Below are 15,714 nucleotides of genomic sequence, written 5' to 3' on the forward strand. Positions count from 1 at the left end.
GGCGGGGTGGGGACTGAGGCAACGGCGGTCTCACCTCTCCTGGGACAGGCGGACGAGCGCGTCGAGCGCGACCACGCCCCGGCCGCGGGCCTGCACCGCCACGGGATTGGCCTCCGCCTCCACCACATCGGGTCGTTCCAGCGCCAGCCGCGAGACGGACACCACGGCGTCGGCCAGGGCGTCGAGGTCGCCGTGGGGCCCGCCGCGGAAACCGCGCGCGATCGCCGTCGCCTTGACCTCCTCGACCATCTCCCGGGCCTGGTCCCGGGTGACCGGCGCCAGCCTCAGCGACGAGTCCTCGTAGATCTCGGTGTAGACGCCGCCCGCGGCCAGCAGGACCAGCGGCCCGACGGTCGGGCTCACGCGGTAGCCGACCAGTGCTTCGAACACCGTCTCCCGGATCATCTCCTGCACGAGGAACCGGGCGACCGTCACCGTGGCGTCGTAGGCGGCGACGCCGGCCACGATGGTGGATATCGCCTCCCGCAGCCCGGCCCGGTCCTCGACGCCCAAGACCACGGCCCCGGCGTCGGACTTGTGGGGCAACCGGTCGGAGAGCGCCTTGACCACGACCGGAAACCGCGGCTCGGCCTCGGGCACGCCGTCCACGCCGCATGTCGTCGTGGCCGGGAAGCGGATGCCGAGGGCGGCGAGGACCTCGGCGGACGAGACCTCGTCGAGGGCGCGGCTGCGCGGCGGGAGCCCGGTCCGCCGGCCACGGAAAATCGCCGGGTCCACGGGCCGGCGTCCCAGGGTCGCGGCCACGGCCTGGGCGCACGCCTCCGCGGTGCGGAACGCGGGAACGCCCGCCTCGTGCAGCCGGCAGACCGACTCCAGCGCGTCCGGGAGGGCCCAGGCGGCCACCGGGACCGGGCCCTCGGCATGCTCGGCGATCGCGCTCACGGCCAGCTCCGGGTTGAGCCGCGCCGACGAGCCGATCACGAAGAGCACGAGGTCGAACTCGTCGCTCGCCCGGAGCACCTGCAGTGCCCCGTCGACCAGCTCGTGCCGGGTGCCGGCGAGGGTGAGGTCGACGATCAGGCTCTCGGCCACCTCGAGTCCCAGCTCCGCGAGCTGGTCGAAGACCGTGCGGCTCGGCCGGGTCACCGCGACGCCCAGCGGCTCCAGCTGATCCACCAGGATCGCCGCACCACCCCCGGTGGAGGTGATGACGGCGACACGGCCGCCGCCCGCCGCGGTGGGCGGGCCGACGCGGCGCTGGAGCGCCTCGGTCTCGATCAGCGCCTCGAAGTTGTCGACCCGGGCGAACCCGCAGGCCCGGAAGTACGCTTCGGCCTCGTCGTCCTCGCCGGACAGCGCGCCCGTATGGGAGGCGGCGAGCGCCGCGGCGGCGTCGCTGCGGCCGAGCTTGTAGACGGTGACGGGTTTCCGCCGGGCCGCCGCCTCGACCGCGAAGGCGCCCAGGGCCGCCGCATTCTCCAGCGACTCCATGAACAGGGTGTACGAGCCGACCTCGGGATCGTCGAGTGTCGCCGCGCAGATCTCGCCGAGCGTCAGGTCGACCTCGGAACCGGTGGAGACGAAACCCGAGAAACCCAGTCCGCGGGCCTTGGCCCGGGTCATCAGCGCGCCGATGACGCTGCCGGACTGGGAGGCCACGAACGACGAGCCGGCCGGGATGTCCTCCTCGGCGAAGGCCGCGTTGGCCGTGAGCATCAGCCCGTTGCGCGGGTTGACGACGCCGATGCTGTTGGGGCCGACGACGCGGACGCCGTACTCGGCCGCCACCGCCAGCAGCTCCCGCAGCCGCTCGGCGCCCTCCGCGGATTCGCCGAAGCCGCCGGACAGCACGGTGACGAGCGGGACACCCGCCCGGCCGCAGTCCCGCACGGCCGCGACGACCAGCCGGGTGTCGGCCACGATGAAGACGTGGTCCGGCACCTCCGGGAGGGAGGCGATATCGGGCCAGGCCCGCTCCCCCAGCACCGTCTCCCGGCGCGGGTTGACCGGATAGACGGTGCCGGAGAAGCCCTGCCGACGCAGGAACCGCAGGGGTCGTGCGGTGGTCTTGCGGGGGTCGTCGGACGCGCCGATGATCGCCACGGAACGGGGGGCGAGCAGCGCCCGGCCCAGGTCCGCCCGATCCGGCGTCCGCACCTCGACGGCCCGGTCGGTCAGCTCTGTCATGCCTGTCCCCTCACGTGCCGGTCGACGCGGGCGATGACGTCGAGCGATGCGAACGCCCACAGGTCGGCGGCCAGCCCCTCGGCGGCCTCGGTCCCGAGGACGGGCGCGGCGAGCCGGACGAACTTGGCCGTCATCTCGTCGTCAGTAACCGGGTTACCGGGCTCGCCGTAGGGCAGCTCCACCCGGTGCGACACGACCCGCCCGTCGCGCAGCCGCAGCTCCACCGAGGCGGGACGCAGCCGCGGGTACTCCGAGTCCGATTGCTCGTCGGCCAAGACCTCGACCCGCGTGGCGAATTCGCGGACCCGAGGGTCCCGGCGCGCCTGTTCGCCGAACTCGGTCAGGCCGACCTCGTCGTGGGCCAGGGCGGTGGCGAGCGCGAACGGAATGCTCATCTGGGCATCGAGGAGGGAGTCCACGGCGGTCGCCGCGTGGTGGGAGGCGACCGTGTAGGTCCGCACGGTCGCGCCGGCGGCGTCGTCCAGGCCGATCCCGTGCTCGGCGCGCAGCGCCAGTACCGCATCGAGCGGACCGTGCAGGTGCCGGCACGACGGGTAGGGCTTGACGTAGGAGTTCAGGACCGCCCAGTCCCGGCCCAGCCCGTCGAGCAGGACGCCCGCGTCGAAGCCGCCGGCGGCGAACGCGTCCACGTAGCCGTGCGGCGTCTCCAGGATGGAGCGCGGGCCGGTCACACCGGCCACCGCCAGCTCGACGCTGGCCACCGCGTCCCGCGCGGCCTTGCCCGGGTGGACCCGCTTCACCTCGGCCGACTTGCCGAGGAAGGCGAACAGCCCGCCGGCGTGCGACGCGGCGACACCGAGGGCGTCGTGGAGGCGGTCGGCGTCCAGCCCGTGCAGCACGGCGACCCCGCAGGTGGCTCCGAGGACCCCCGCCAGCGGTGTGTTGTGGAAGTGGTTGCGCCAGGTCGTCGGGTGACCCGCCGCGGCGAGTCGCGACGTCACCTCGAGCGCGACCGCCAGGGCCCGCGTCGTGGTCGCGGTGTCGCGGCCCAGCGCCTCCGCCGCCGCGAGCACCGCCGGGAAGCCGACGCTGCTGGGGTGGACGGAGCCCGGCGTGTAGCCGTCGTCCACCTCGAGGCTGTGGCAGCTGGTCCCGTTGAGCAGGGCGGCGCCCGGTGCGGAGACCCGGCCGAGGCCGACCGCGGTGGCGCGTGCCCCGCCGTAGGTCGCGGCGACGTGGCCGGCGACCGCGCGGGCAACGCCCGTGGCCGACCCGGGCACCACGGCCGCCATGTAGTCGACCAGGAGGCGCCGGACGTGGTGGTCGACCTCCGCGGGCAGTGCGGCGGTGGCGGCATCGACCACCCAGGTGACGAGAGTGTCGGTGGCGCCGTCCAGGGACGTGGCCGTTCGTGCCGCGGTGCTCATCGGGCCACCGCCCCGGCACGCTGGTCGAAGCGGCGCCCGAAGATCGACTGGGCGATGGTGTTCTTCAGGATCTCGACCGAGCCTCCCGCGATCATCCAGCCGCGGGTACGCCGGACGATGTACTCCAACGGGAACTCCTGGGAGTAGCCGCTCGCGCCGAAGACCTGCATGGCGTCGTTGGCGACGGCGAAGGCGGTGCGGTTGGCGTGCAGCTTCGCGATCGCCGCCTCGGTCGAGTCCGGGGTGCCGGCGTCGGCGTTGGCCACGGCGCGCAGCAGCAGCATCTCGGCGGCATCCAGCTCGACCCGCATATCGGCGAACTTCCATTGCAGGCCCTGGAACTCGCAGAGGTTCTTCCCGAACTGCGTACGCGCCGAGGCGTGCTCGACCGCCATGTCGTAGGCCTTCTCCGCCAGCGAGAGCGCCCGCGACGCGTTGCCCATCCGCTCCACACCGAAGATGGAGAGCATCTTCTTCAGTGCTCCGCTGTCGGCCAGCACGTACTCCTTCGCCACCGTGCACTCGTCGAAGAAGAGCTGGCAGTGCGACTCCCCGGACATGTGGTACTCCCGCTTGCCCCGCGTGAATCCCGGCGAGTCGAACGGGACCAGCACGGCCCCGATGTCCCGGGAGCTCGGGCCGAATCGGCACCAGACCACGGAATGTGTGGCATCCGGCCCGTGCGAGTTCCAGCATTTCTGGCCGTTGAGGACGACGTGGTCGCCCTCGAACCGCGCGGTGGTCCGCAGATCGGTGAGCGCGCTGCCGGCCTCCGGCTCGCTCATCCCGGCCGTCACCAGCGCCTTCCCGGCCAGGAACAGCGGGAGCACCTCGGACTTCACGTAGTCGGAGCCGAAGTTGGCCACCTGGCGGATCGCACCGAAGTTGCTCGCCTGCAACGCATCCGCGCTGTGCGGGCACACCTTCGTGATCGCCATCATGACGAGGACGGCGTCCAGCAGCGAGGCGCCCTGGCCCCCGAGCTCGACGGGCAGCGTGAGACCGGTGAGGCCGTTCTCGGCCAGAACTTCGAGGCTGTCCCAGGCGAATTCGGTGCGGGTGAACGCGCGTTCGCCGAACTCACGCTGGGCGAGCTTGGTTACCGACTCGACGAGGATGGTCTGTTCGGGAGTGAGGCTGAAATCCATCTAGGGTTCCTATCGTCTCTCGTTACGGTCGGAGTGAAGTCGTGCAGCGGCCGAGGGCGGCGGCCAGCGCGGGCGCGTCCAGCTCGGGCAGCCGACCGGCCAGCTGCCGGAGTTCGGCGGACGCGCGGGCGGGATCGTCGTGCGCGGCGACCCGCAGGCAGGAGTCGGCCTTGCGGACGAGTGCCTGCCAGGTCGTGCCCTCGGCGCCGGGCATCGGCGCCTCGGCGGCGGCGAGGGCGCCGCCGGTCGTCCGGACCTCGACGCGGGCGCCGGTCATCACCGAACTCTCCGGCAGGTCCTGTTCGACGGTGATCCGGGCGGCCGCCGCGGCGATGTCGGGGTTGCCGAGGCCGTCGCCGTGCAGGGTGGTCAGGTCGTAGCGTCCGGTGACCCACAGCGCCGCGAGTTGCCACGGGATGGAGAACTGCGCGTCCACCAGCGGGGCGCCGCGGTCCTCGTAGGGCCGTGCGACCAGCGAATACGCCGATCCCTCCGGCACGTGCACCCGCACCCGCTCGACCTCGCCCCAGCGCGGGTGCCGGTCGCGCAGGCTCTCCGCTGCCGCGAGCGCCGCGTGCGTGTAGCGGCAGGCGGGGTAGGGCTTCAGGGCGACCCAGCGGCCTTCGAAGTCGCCGTCGAAGAGCTCGGCGAAGCTCACCCCGGAGCCGGGCGCCAGCCCGAAATCGCCGGACAGCCACCCGCTCGGCCCCTCGACACCCTGGGCGGCCAGGGCGGCGGCGGTGATACCGAACTGCGCCGAGAGGCCCGGCTGGACCCGCTTGGCGACCGAACCGTCCACCACGGCCTGGCGGGTGCCGGGCGCCAGCGCCGCACCGAGGGAGAGCGCCATGGCGTGCTCGATCGTGTCGTCGGGCAGCCCCCAGACGGTGGCGGCGGCAGCGGCCGCCGCGAGAGAGCCGAGGCCCGCGGTGCGGATCACACCGGGGCGGGGACCGGTCACCCGGGCCAGACGGGACAGCAGATGGACGCCGGTGACCAGGCCGTCCGCGACGCGCTCGCCGTTCGCCCCGGCGGTGGCGGCGGTCGCCAGCACGGTGGGCACCACCACGCTCGCGGTGTGCACGACCGCCTCGTCGTGCGTGTCGTCGAAATCCCAGGCATGGATGAGCGTGGAGGTCGCCACCACGGCCGCCGGGGCGGACAGGTGCAGGTCGGTCCACGGAACCCGGACGTCGCCGCCGCCCACCGCACGGAGACCGGCGAGGACGCGCCGGGCATCCGGCGACGCCGTACCCGCCGCGGCGAGCGCGAGGGCGTCGACGAGGAGCAGGCGGAGATGTTCGCGGTCGCGTTCCGCCAGACCCGTCCATCGCCGGTTGTGAACTTCGGCCACCGGGTGCCTCCTGATGCGGTCGCGAATGTTATCGAGTGAGCCCAGTCACGTGAGCCAGGTCATAACCCTGGCAGAGAGGTCCGACCTCGTCAATATGTTCTATAGAATCTTTTTTCTGATCTATTGAATATGGCGTGTTACCCTGAGACTCCCCAGTCGGCGATCCGCCGTGCGCTGGGCGCGAGACGACCGAGTCCGACCAGGAGCCGACCGCATTGACCCAGACAAACGCACCCCTGCCGCAGAGCCGAACGGCCTACGTGCTGGAGCGCCTGAGGGCCGACATGGACTCAGGCGTCATCAACCCCGGCGACCAGCTCCGCCAGACCGCCATCGCCAAGCGGTACGGCGTGAGCCCCACCCCCGTCCGCGAGGCGCTCAGGATCCTCGCCGCCGACGGCGCCATCGAATACACCAGCCACCGGGGCGCCACCGTGCGTGACTTCACGCCGCAGATGGCCCAGGATCTCTACCGGATGCGCGCCGAACTCGAGGGCCTGGCCTGCGAGATCGCCGCCGAGCGCATGACCGACGACGACTTCCGGGCGGTCCGGCGAGCCAACGAGGCGCTGGTGAGCGCGACGGCCGCCGGGGAGGATCCGGCCCGGCTCTCCGTACTCAACCGCGAACTGCACTTCGCGATCTACGCCGGCACCTCGGCCGCGGTCATCGACTCGGTGCGGCACCTGTGGCAGCGGTTCACCCCCTCGGTCACCCTGTGGGGCGTCCAGTCCTTCTGCCAGGCACTGGACCAGGATCACGACCTGATCCTGGCGGCGCTCGAGAGACGAGACGCGGCCGCTGCCCGCGCCGCCATGCGCGACCACGTCCTGCACGCCTGGGAGCTGCGCCAGACCGACACGAATCTCCGGGCCGACGGAGCCCCGGTCGCCGGCGAGACCGGACGCTGACCCGGTCTTGAGACGCCCGACCTGGTTCCTCGCGATCACGGCCGTCTCGCTCCTGTCGCACACCGTGCTCAGCGGCGTCCGCACGCTGATCTCCTACCGGGTGCTGGCGCTGGGCGGGGACGGCCTCGCCGTGGGTGTCGTCACCGCGGCCTTCGCGCTCCTGCCGCTCGTCGTCGCCCTGCGGATCGGACGTGCCGTCGACCGCGGGCTGGCCGTGCCGGCACTGCGACTGGGCCTGGGGCTCACCGTGGTCGCGGTGGTACTCGCGGCCGGGAGCTCCCATCTGATCGTGCTGGGGGCGGCCAGCGCGCTGCTGGGGCTCGCCCAGATGCTGCACACCGTGGCCTGCCAGAGCATGGTGGCGCTCTGGTCCCCGCCCGAACTCATGGACGGCCGCTTCGGTCACCTCACCCTCAGCGTCTCCGTCGGGCAGCTGCTCGGCTTCCCGATCGCGGGTCTGGTGGCCACCCTGACCACCCAGGATTCCGGCTCGGTCAGCACCGGCCCGGCGCTGCTGGTGATGGCCGCGATCGCATTCACGGCCGTGCCGCTCGCCTTCCTGTTCGCGCCCGGGGACGCCACGCGGGTCAGCCGGTCCGACGCGGCCGGCGGGCAGCAGTCCACGTTCCGCCTGCTCGCCACGCCGGGGATGAAGCCGGCCATCTACTCCAGCCTGACCGTGCTCACGGCCATGGATCTCCTGATGGCCTATCTACCCGTCCTGGGACAGGAGATGGGACTCAGCGTCGCCACGGTCACCGCCCTGCTCACCGCGCGGACCGTCACCTCCGTCCTCTCCCGCGCGACCATGCCGATGCTGCTGCGGCGGGTGCCGCGGCGGTGGCTCCTCGTCTCCGCCACCCTCGCCTCGGGGGTGCCGATGGCGCTCGTGCCGTTCACCTCGGCGGTCGTCCCGCTGATGCTCGCCATGTTGCTGATGGGGTTCTTCTGGGGTATCGGCCAGCCGCTCACCATGTCCTGGGTGACGCTGATCGCCGACTCCCGCAACCGGGCCGCCGCACTGGCCGTCAGGCTGGCCGGCAACCGGATCGGCCAGGTCGCGGTACCGGTGCTGGCGGGCAGCCTCTCCGGCCTGGCCGGGGTCGGCGCCACCTTCCATGCCAGTGGCCTGCTGTTGATCTCGTCCGGACTACTCACCCACTCGGTCACCCGTCGCCTACGGCCCGACAGCGCCTGAACGGCCCGCACCTATCTGTCGACCCGAAGGACATGCCCGTGCACCAGCGCTCCCCCGGCGGCGACGGCATCGAGGATGTTGTACGGGATGCTGCTGATCATGCAGTCGAGCGACGGTGCGGCGATCGGTGTCGACGACACTCTCGAACTTCTCGCTCGTCACCGGGCCGCGCTCTCGGCGTAGTCGCGAAACGTGCGGACCGCCGGTGCCAGCGGGCGCTCCGCGGACCAGGCCAGGCCGATCTCGCGAAATGCGGACGGATGCAGCGGGATCTCCACCGTGCCGGGGTTGGGCACCGGCTCGGATTCCGGGAGGATCGCGACGCCCAGTCGCGCGGCCACCATTCCGCGCAGTGTGTCCGCTTCCTCACCCTCGAACGAGACCCGCGGGGTGCAGCCCGCCCGGGCGAGCAGGTCGTCGACGATGCGGCGCAGACCGAACCCGGGTTTCAGCGACACGAACTCCGAGTGCGCGAGGTCGGTGAGCGCGATACGCGTGCGGGATGCCAGCGCATGCCCCGCCGGGACGACGGCCACCAGCGGCTGTTTCGCGAGAGCGGAGGTCTCGAAGCGGGGATCACCGGCGGGCAGCGGCGCCGTCAGGACCAGATCCGCTTCCCCCGCACTCAACCGCTGCAACATCTCTTCGCTCGCACCCTGCACCAGGGTGAACCGGATGCCGGGATGTACGGCGCGGAACCCGGCCAGCAGTTCGGGAACGCGAACGCCTCCCATGGTGTGCAGGAAGGCCAACGAGACGTGCCCTCGTTCCGGGTCGGCTTCGGAGAGGGCGGCGCGGAAGCCCAGCCGGAGCTCGCCCGCGGCCCGGCGTGCGGACTCGGCCAGCTGCTGTCCCGCGTGTGTCAGCCGGATGCCTCGCCCGGCGCGGGCGACCACGGGAGTGCCCAGGGTCTCGGCCAGCTCGGTCAGCCATCGGCTCGCGGTCGGCTGGGGAACGCCGGCCAGCGCGGCCGCGCGCGTGAGGTTGCTCTCCTCGGCCAGCGCGTCCAGCAGGGCGACGCGGGGCGCAAGCGACGAAAGGTGCGTGGTCAGCGGGTCGTCCGTCAAAGTAATCCACCGATGGATGATTGGAGGGGCTTTCGTGTATTGGACGAATAATATGCCGCTGCTTACGGTCAGTACACGTGACAGCCGCGACGACACAGGACACACCGCTTCGGCACCTGCAGGGAACCCCCGGTTTCCGCCGCATCACCTCGGCGCTGTTCGCGTCCGGACTGGCGACCTTCACCACTCTCTACTGCGTGCAGGCGCTCCTGCCGGCGTTGAGCACGAGGTTCGGGGTGACGCCGGCCGAGTCGAGTCTCGCCGTATCGGTCGCCACGGCCGGGCTGGCGCTGGGCGTGATCCCGTTGACGGCGTTGTCGGGAGTCGTCGGGCGGACGTCCATGATGACAACCGCCCTGTTCGCCGCCGCACTGCTGGGGATCGCCCAGGCCCTCAGCCCGACCTTCGCGGTGCTGCTCGTGCTGCGCGCGCTCCAGGGCATCGCGCTCGCGGGACTGCAGGCCACCGCCATGTCCTACCTGGCCGAGGAAATCGACCGCCGCTCACTGGGATACGCCATGGGCCTCTTTATCGCGGGCAACGGCATCGGCGGGATGGCGGGCCGGCTGATCGGCAGCCTGGTGCTGGACCTGACGAACTGGCGGTGGGCGCTGGCAGTCGTCGGCTTCGTCGCTCTCCTCTGTGCGGTCGTGTTCCGCGTCAACATCGTGCCGTCGGCCAATTTCGTCCCGAGCCCGCCGCGGGTCCGGCATCTGGCCGGCGCCGTGGGGCGATCGTTCACCGATTCCGGCCTCGTCCGCCTTTTCGCCTGCGGCTTCCTGCTGATGGGCTGCTTCGTGACGGTCTACAACTACCTGGGTTTCCGGCTGCTGAACCCGCCGTTCGCGCTGGCCCCGGTCGTCGTCGGGCTGATCTTCGTGGTGTATCTCGCCGGCTCCGTGTCCTCCACCGTCGCCGGCCGCCTGGTCGACGTGCTCGGCCGGCCGAGGATGCTGCCCGCCGCCGCCGCGATCACGCTTGCCGGCATTGCCCTGATGCTGCCGTCGAACATCGTGGTCGTCGTGATCGGTCTCGTCGTCACCACGGCGGGCTTCTTCGCCGCACATTCCGTAGCGAGCGGCTGGGTCGGCCCGCGGGCGGCGACCCTGCGGGTGCAGGGGGCGGCGGTCTACCTGTTCTGCTACTACCTCGGCTCCAGCGTGGGCGGTACGGTCGGCGGGCTCGCCTACAGCGCGGGCGGCTGGCCGGGCGTCTCGCTGTACGCCGGGACACTCGTGGCGGGAGTGCTGGTCCTGGCGTTCACACTGCGCAAGCTGCCGCAGGCGAAGCCTCGGTGAGCGCTCACTTCGCCAGCGAGCGGCTGATGACCAGGCGCTGAATCTGGTTGGTGCCCTCGAAGATCTGGGTGATCTTCGCTTCACGCATGTACCGCTCGACGCGAAAGTCACGGGTGTAGCCGTAGCCCCCGAAGACCTGTACGGCGTCGGTGGTCACCTTCATCGCGGCGTCCGTGGCCACGAGCTTGGCAACCGCGGCCTGCCGCGAGTAGGGCAGCCCCGCGTCGCGACGTCGCGCGGCGTCGATGTAGGTGGCACGGGCCGAGTCGACCGCGGCGGCCATATCGGCGAGGAGAAAGCCCAGGCCCTGATGGTCGATGATCTTCCTGCCGAAGGTGCTGCGTTCTTTCGCATAGCCGACCGCCTCGTCGAGCGCGGCCTGAGCCAAGCCCGTCGCCACCGCCGCGATCCCGAGACGCCCGGAATCCAATGCGCTCAAAGCGATTTGCAGACCTTGGCCCTCGGCACCGATCCGCCGCTCCGCGGGCAGGTAGGCGTTGTCGAAATGCGCGGTGGTCGTCGGCACCGCATGCAGGCCCATCTTTTCCTCGGGCTTGCCGAAATGCAAACCTTCGAGCTCCTTGGGAACCAGAAAGCACGAGATTCCGCGCGATCCCGCTCCGGTGCGCGCGAACACGTTGTAGAAATCGGCGATACCGCCGTGCGTGATCCACGCCTTGGTACCGCTGAGCCGATAACCGCCCTCGGCGGGCGCCGCCTTGCATGCCACTGCCGCCGCGTCGGAGCCCGCCTGCGGTTCGGACAGACTGTACGCACCGATCGTGTTGCCGCCCAGCATCTCCGGCAGCCACCGGTGCCGCTGTTCCTCGGTCCCGAAAACCATCAGCGGATGACAGGCGAGGCTGTGCACGCTCACGGCCACCGCCACCGCGGCCCATCGCGCGGCGATTTCCTCGAGCACCTGCAGATAGACCTCATAGGGCTGGCCGCCGCCGCCCCACTCCTGCGGGTACGGCAAACTCAGCAGCCCCGCGGCGCCGAGCGTGGCGAAGACATCACCCGGATACGACTCCGACCGCTCGTGCTCATCGACGATCGGCGCAAGCGCCTTGTCCGCGATATCACGCGCGAGCCGAATCAGCTCCCGAGCCTCATCGGTAGGCAGCAGCCGATCGACAGCCACGGATTCCTCCCTCTCGACTACTGTAGACAGTACTCAGTTACCGACTAGAGTACTGTCCGTGACACAGTACTGCAAGACTGGTTTCAGTACTATCCAGGGATGACTCAGAGGGCTCGTAGCGGTTTCGGAACCCGCCGGCGCACCGAATTGTTCGACGCGATGGTCGGGCTCTTCCTGGCCGAGGGGTTCGCCCATCTGACCCTCGACGACATCGCGTCCCGGCTGCGGTGTTCGAAGACCACGCTGTACACCCTGGCCGGCAGCAAAGAGCAGCTGGTCCGGGCCGCCACCGTGCACTTCTTCCGGCGCGCCACCGAGGATGTCGAGCAGCGCATCGCCACGGCCACCGGAGCACGCGAACGCATCATCGCGTATTTGTCCGCCGTCGGAACGGTCCTCGGCGCCGCATCGGATCAATTCATGACCGACCTGGACGCATTCATCCCCGCCCGAGAGGTGTACGAGCAGAACACGCGCCTCGCGGCGAGAAGAGTGCGAGAATTCGTCGACGCCGGCGTCGCGGCCGGCGAATTCCGGGAAGTACACGCCGCATTCGCCGCCGACCTGGCCGCGACCATGATGGTCCGAATACAGCAGGGCGGCGTCCGCACCGAAACCGGCCTGGACGATGCCGACGCCTATCGCGAACTCGCCACCATCCTCACCACCGGACTGCGCGCGTGAGCGAACACCGGAGGGCATCGACCGCACCTCGACCTACCTACGACAGAACGTGAGCAGACCAGGCCCCGCCCGACACCGGCAGGACCAACAGCGCTTACCCTCGACTCATCGCCGCCGAGAGCCAGTCAGGAAGCGGCCGAAGGGCTTTCGCAAAATTCTATGCCGGCCCATTCATCGTCGAACAGCCCCTCGCCGTCACCGGAACCGGTCGCCCATTGCCGGGCGGGCAACGGATGACCGATCGTGTGCCGGGTCAGGCGGTGTGGTGGAGCGGGGGCGCGGATTCGCCGATCGTGGCGGCGGTGTCGCCGATGAGGCGGCGCAGGAACTCTTCCTGTTCGCGGCGGCCGCGGACGGCGGCGCGGTCGCGGCCGCCGGGCGCCAGGCGGGTGGCGGCGGTGCGGGCGAGGTTGACCGGGATGCGCAACGCGGGATACCAGGGCGGCACATAGGGCAGGCCGAGGATCTTCATGGCCTTGGGACCGAGGAAGGCGCTGGTGACCGACAGGTGCTGGGCACGCGCGAGGCGGCCACGCAGGACGGGGAGGTTGGGGTAGGACCAGTTCAGCGGGTCGTCGCCCATCGGCAGCGCGAGCTGACGGCTGGTGTCGTCGGGATTGGTGATGGCGTTGAGGCAGTGCTGCAGGATGGCGACGCCATCGCGGAATCCGGTGGGCAGCCAGCGCTCCTCCACACCGATCAGCCAGCCGACATAGCGGGTGAGGTGCGCGGCGGCGACCGTATCGGCGCGCGACGGCACGACGCCCAGGGCCAGGGCGCCGACGAACGGCGCCAGCAGGGCCCCGACCAGGGTGGCGGCCATATCGGTCTGGTTGATCGGCACGCCCCACTGGTCGGCTTCCCAGTCCGGCATCGCGGCGACGTGGCGGCGCACCATCGAGTGGATGAACCGCACATGCAGGGTGGAGCGGTAGCCGACGCCGAAACGCTGCATCCCGTTCTCCGCCGACACGTCCATCGCCCACTGCAGCGTCTCGGCGAACCGGCGCGCCGGGCCCTTCTCCAGCGCACCGGTACGCAACAGCGTCTTGTTGAATCCCGAGGCCAGGTAGCCACCGAGGAACGACACGTCCCGGGCGAAGTACAGGCCGTCGGTGCCGCCGGAACGAAACACCCGCTCGCCGTGGCGCAGCAGTTGCTGATCGACCCAGGACGGGGTGTCCTCGACCGCGGTGAAGAACGTCCGCAACGGCTGCGGCGCATCGGGAACACTGTCGATACCGCCGCGCAGGGCTTGGTCGAACATCGGGCGGGTGGTGGCCATCCCCTCCGCATACATCCACTCCACCAGCGCATCCATGGGCTCGTCACCCACCAGGAGCGATTCGCCGAGCAGCCGCCACCGTTCCGGGGAGGGCGCACCGATGCCCAGCGCCAGGGTGAACGGCCGCACTCCGGGTGCCTTACGAGGCCGGTCGGGATGCCGGGCGGGAATGGGTGTCGTCATCGTCATGAGCGAGTTCCTCATCGTCGGTGGTGATGCCGCGTTTCATCAGCGGCACGATCGTGGTGCGGACGAAGGTGCGGGCAGCGTCGGGGTCGGTGAACTCGACACTGCCGCCGTCCGGAGTCAGCATCAGCGAATGAGCAAGGCGGGCAACGAGTTCGGCCACCGGACGCGGGTCGTAACCGGCGATCAGGCCGGCGGACTGGGCATGGGTGAGCATGCCGACGATGTAGTCGATACCGAGCGCGACCAGACGCCCACCCTGCACGGTGTAGAAGCCCAGCGCCTCCTCCGGCGCCACCCGCAACAGCTCGGCCACCAACCGGTGGATCCGGGTCTGCAGCAAGACGTACAGCACCGTCTCCTCGATCTGCGCGTCCACCCCGGGGGCGGCCGCGGCGATCGCGGTCACCTCGACCTGCATCCGTTGCGTCTCGCGCTCCAGCACCGCCTCGACCAGATTGTCCTTGCCGGCGAACCGGCGATGGATGGTGATCCTGTTGATCCCGGCCCGCCGGGCGATGTCCTCCAGGCTGGCCCGCCGGATCCCGACCTGCAGGATCCGCTCCAGCGCGGCATCCATGATCGCCTCGTCGGCCTCGTCGTACCCGTCCGCCATGTAACCAAGATACTAATTTTGTTACATTGAGTCTACGGCTGAGACGGGGTGTCAACCGCTCGTACGGTCGATCGGTGTTGCGGGCCCTGGTGTCTGCCGGCGATGTGGGTGTCGATCTCCCCCCTGCTCGATCAAGCCGCCACCATCTGCCTCTTGCGACTCGTACAGATTCGCGGCGTCAGCCGGCTTCGCCGACGATTCAGTCGCCGGTGACTCGGATCCGTAGCGATCGAAGCCCAACGTCCTGGGGGGTGCAGGACTTTCGGCAGCGTCGCCGACGAGGCGCGGATTCCTACCGTTGAGGCGAGCTCCCGCAGCACTGCCGGGAGATCTTCGGTGAGAGGAGTGTCCGATGGCACGCGAGTACGGCGATAACGCTCACCACCTGGCTTCCGCGCCCGTCGTGGTCGGAGTGGACGGGTCCGCTGCGGCGGATTCGGCGCTGACCTGGGCGGCCGAGGTGGCCAGGCAGCGCGGCCGAGAGTTGCGCATTGTGCACGGACTGGACCTCAACGGCATGCGGGACGTGTTCGGCCGCTACGACGTCTGGGTGCCACCGGTACTGGACACGGTCCGAAGCGAGGGGGAGGCAATCGTGCAACGGGCCGAACACCAGGTCCGCGCGGCGGCACACGAGCTCGGAGTATCTACGGAGGTGTCGGACGAGAGCCCCGCCGAGTTGCTGCTGCGCCACAGCGCCACCGCATACCTGGTGGTACTCGGCGCCTCCGGAACCAGTGGTCTGCTCGCGCATATGGGTTCGATACTGCTATCGGTGATCAGCCATGCCGAGGGCGCGGTCGTCGTGGTGCGGACGGACCCGGATGCGGACAACGGGGTGCGCTCCGACGGCCCGGTGGTCGTCGGCGTAGATGGCAGTCCCGTCAGCGAGAATGCGCTCGCCGCGGCGTTCGAGGAGGCCTCGCAACGGAGAGCGGAGCTGGTGGCGATGCACGCGTGGAACGACCTGAACATCGGCCGGTTCGCCGCCGATCCGTACCTGCTGTTCCCGGTGAACGAGATCGAGACCGACGAACGGGCGGCGCTGGCCGAACGGCTGGCGGGATGGCAGGAGAAGTTCCCCGACGTGCCGGTTCGGCGCGAGGTCGGTCCGGCCGCACCGGCAACGGAACTGCTGCACTGGTCGAAGACGGCGCAGCTGGTCGTGGTGGGTAGCCGGGGGCGGGGCGGGTTCCGGAGTCTGTTGCTCGGGTCCACTTCGAATTCCCTTGTACAGCACGCCCATTGCCCCGTGATGGTCGTCCATCCGGCCAAGTAGGAAGGGCG

At 70.5% G+C, this 15,714-nt stretch carries 14 protein-coding genes; 5 read left to right on the forward strand and 9 right to left on the reverse strand.

All coding sequences use genetic code 11. The features are described 5' to 3' along the window. Positions 1 to 30: 30 nt before the first annotated feature. Genes D892_RS0135700 through D892_RS0135715 form a run of 4 tightly spaced genes read right to left on the reverse strand, consistent with a single transcriptional unit; the run spans position 31 to position 6,038 of the window. Positions 31 to 2,148 carry an acetate--CoA ligase family protein gene (locus D892_RS0135700; RefSeq protein ID WP_024805849.1) on the reverse strand — a complete coding sequence of 706 codons (2,118 nt, stop codon included), beginning with the start codon at positions 2,146 to 2,148 and terminating at the stop codon, positions 31 to 33. Then, the gene (locus D892_RS0135705; RefSeq protein WP_024805850.1) at positions 2,145 to 3,536 is read right to left on the reverse strand and encodes an MmgE/PrpD family protein; all 1,392 of its coding nucleotides are present in this window, start codon (positions 3,534 to 3,536) and stop codon (positions 2,145 to 2,147) included. Before D892_RS0135705 ends, D892_RS0135700 begins: the two co-directional genes overlap by 4 nt. After that, positions 3,533 to 4,684 carry an acyl-CoA dehydrogenase family protein gene (locus D892_RS0135710; RefSeq protein ID WP_024805851.1) on the reverse strand — a complete coding sequence of 384 codons (1,152 nt, stop codon included), beginning with the start codon at positions 4,682 to 4,684 and terminating at the stop codon, positions 3,533 to 3,535. The genes D892_RS0135705 and D892_RS0135710 overlap by 4 nt, the downstream gene beginning before the upstream one ends. A 22-nt stretch (positions 4,685 to 4,706) precedes the next feature. Further along, entirely contained in the window at positions 4,707 to 6,038 is a 1,332-nt protein-coding gene (locus D892_RS0135715) for an MmgE/PrpD family protein (protein WP_024805852.1), read from the reverse strand. A gap of 215 nt (positions 6,039 to 6,253) precedes the next feature. On the opposite strand from D892_RS0135715, the gene D892_RS0135725 reads away from it, so the two are divergent. Together D892_RS0135725 and D892_RS0135730 are read left to right on the forward strand one after the other, a co-directional pair. Then, the gene (locus D892_RS0135725; protein ID WP_024805853.1) at positions 6,254 to 6,949 is read left to right on the forward strand and encodes a GntR family transcriptional regulator; all 696 of its coding nucleotides are present in this window, start codon (positions 6,254 to 6,256) and stop codon (positions 6,947 to 6,949) included. A 7-nt stretch (positions 6,950 to 6,956) separates the two neighbouring features. After that, entirely contained in the window at positions 6,957 to 8,147 is a 1,191-nt protein-coding gene (locus D892_RS0135730; RefSeq protein ID WP_024805854.1) for an MFS transporter, read from the forward strand. Between the two features lie 11 nt (positions 8,148 to 8,158). On the opposite strand, the gene D892_RS49310 is transcribed toward D892_RS0135730, so the two are convergent. Beyond that, positions 8,159 to 8,287: a hypothetical protein gene (locus D892_RS49310; protein WP_255360272.1), complete on the reverse strand. Its 129-nt coding sequence runs from the start codon at positions 8,285 to 8,287 to the stop codon at positions 8,159 to 8,161. An 18-nt stretch (positions 8,288 to 8,305) separates the two neighbouring features. After that, complete coding sequence (locus D892_RS0135740) at positions 8,306 to 9,214, reverse strand: LysR family transcriptional regulator (RefSeq protein WP_024805855.1); 909 nt, start codon at positions 9,212 to 9,214, stop codon at positions 8,306 to 8,308. Positions 9,215 to 9,291: 77 nt separating this feature from the next. Here D892_RS0135740 and D892_RS0135745 point away from each other — a divergent pair, with 77 nt between their 5' ends. Beyond that, positions 9,292 to 10,512 carry an MFS transporter gene (locus D892_RS0135745; RefSeq protein ID WP_024805856.1) on the forward strand — a complete coding sequence of 407 codons (1,221 nt, stop codon included), beginning with the start codon at positions 9,292 to 9,294 and terminating at the stop codon, positions 10,510 to 10,512. Positions 10,513 to 10,516: 4 nt separating this feature from the next. Here D892_RS0135745 and D892_RS0135750 read toward each other — a convergent pair whose 3' ends face one another. Continuing rightward, positions 10,517 to 11,656, reverse strand: coding sequence for an acyl-CoA dehydrogenase family protein (locus D892_RS0135750; RefSeq protein WP_024805857.1), 1,140 nt, complete (start codon positions 11,654 to 11,656; stop codon positions 10,517 to 10,519). 99 nt (positions 11,657 to 11,755) lie between these two features. Here D892_RS0135750 and D892_RS0135755 point away from each other — a divergent pair, with 99 nt between their 5' ends. Next, complete coding sequence (locus D892_RS0135755) at positions 11,756 to 12,340, forward strand: TetR/AcrR family transcriptional regulator (RefSeq protein WP_024805858.1); 585 nt, start codon at positions 11,756 to 11,758, stop codon at positions 12,338 to 12,340. A gap of 253 nt (positions 12,341 to 12,593) precedes the next feature. On the opposite strand, the gene D892_RS0135760 is transcribed toward D892_RS0135755, so the two are convergent. Next, entirely contained in the window at positions 12,594 to 13,808 is a 1,215-nt protein-coding gene (locus D892_RS0135760) for an oxygenase MpaB family protein (protein WP_036567719.1), read from the reverse strand. Further along, entirely contained in the window at positions 13,765 to 14,427 is a 663-nt protein-coding gene (locus D892_RS0135765) for a TetR/AcrR family transcriptional regulator (protein WP_024805860.1), read from the reverse strand. Before D892_RS0135765 ends, D892_RS0135760 begins: the two co-directional genes overlap by 44 nt. A 352-nt stretch (positions 14,428 to 14,779) precedes the next feature. Between D892_RS0135765 and D892_RS0135770 the strand changes: the two genes are divergently transcribed. Then, complete coding sequence (locus D892_RS0135770) at positions 14,780 to 15,706, forward strand: universal stress protein (protein ID WP_024805861.1); 927 nt, start codon at positions 14,780 to 14,782, stop codon at positions 15,704 to 15,706. Positions 15,707 to 15,714 lie beyond the last annotated feature (8 nt).

The organism is Nocardia sp. BMG51109 (assembly GCF_000526215.1).
In the GTDB taxonomy this organism is placed as follows: Bacteria; Actinomycetota; Actinomycetes; order Mycobacteriales; family Mycobacteriaceae; genus Nocardia.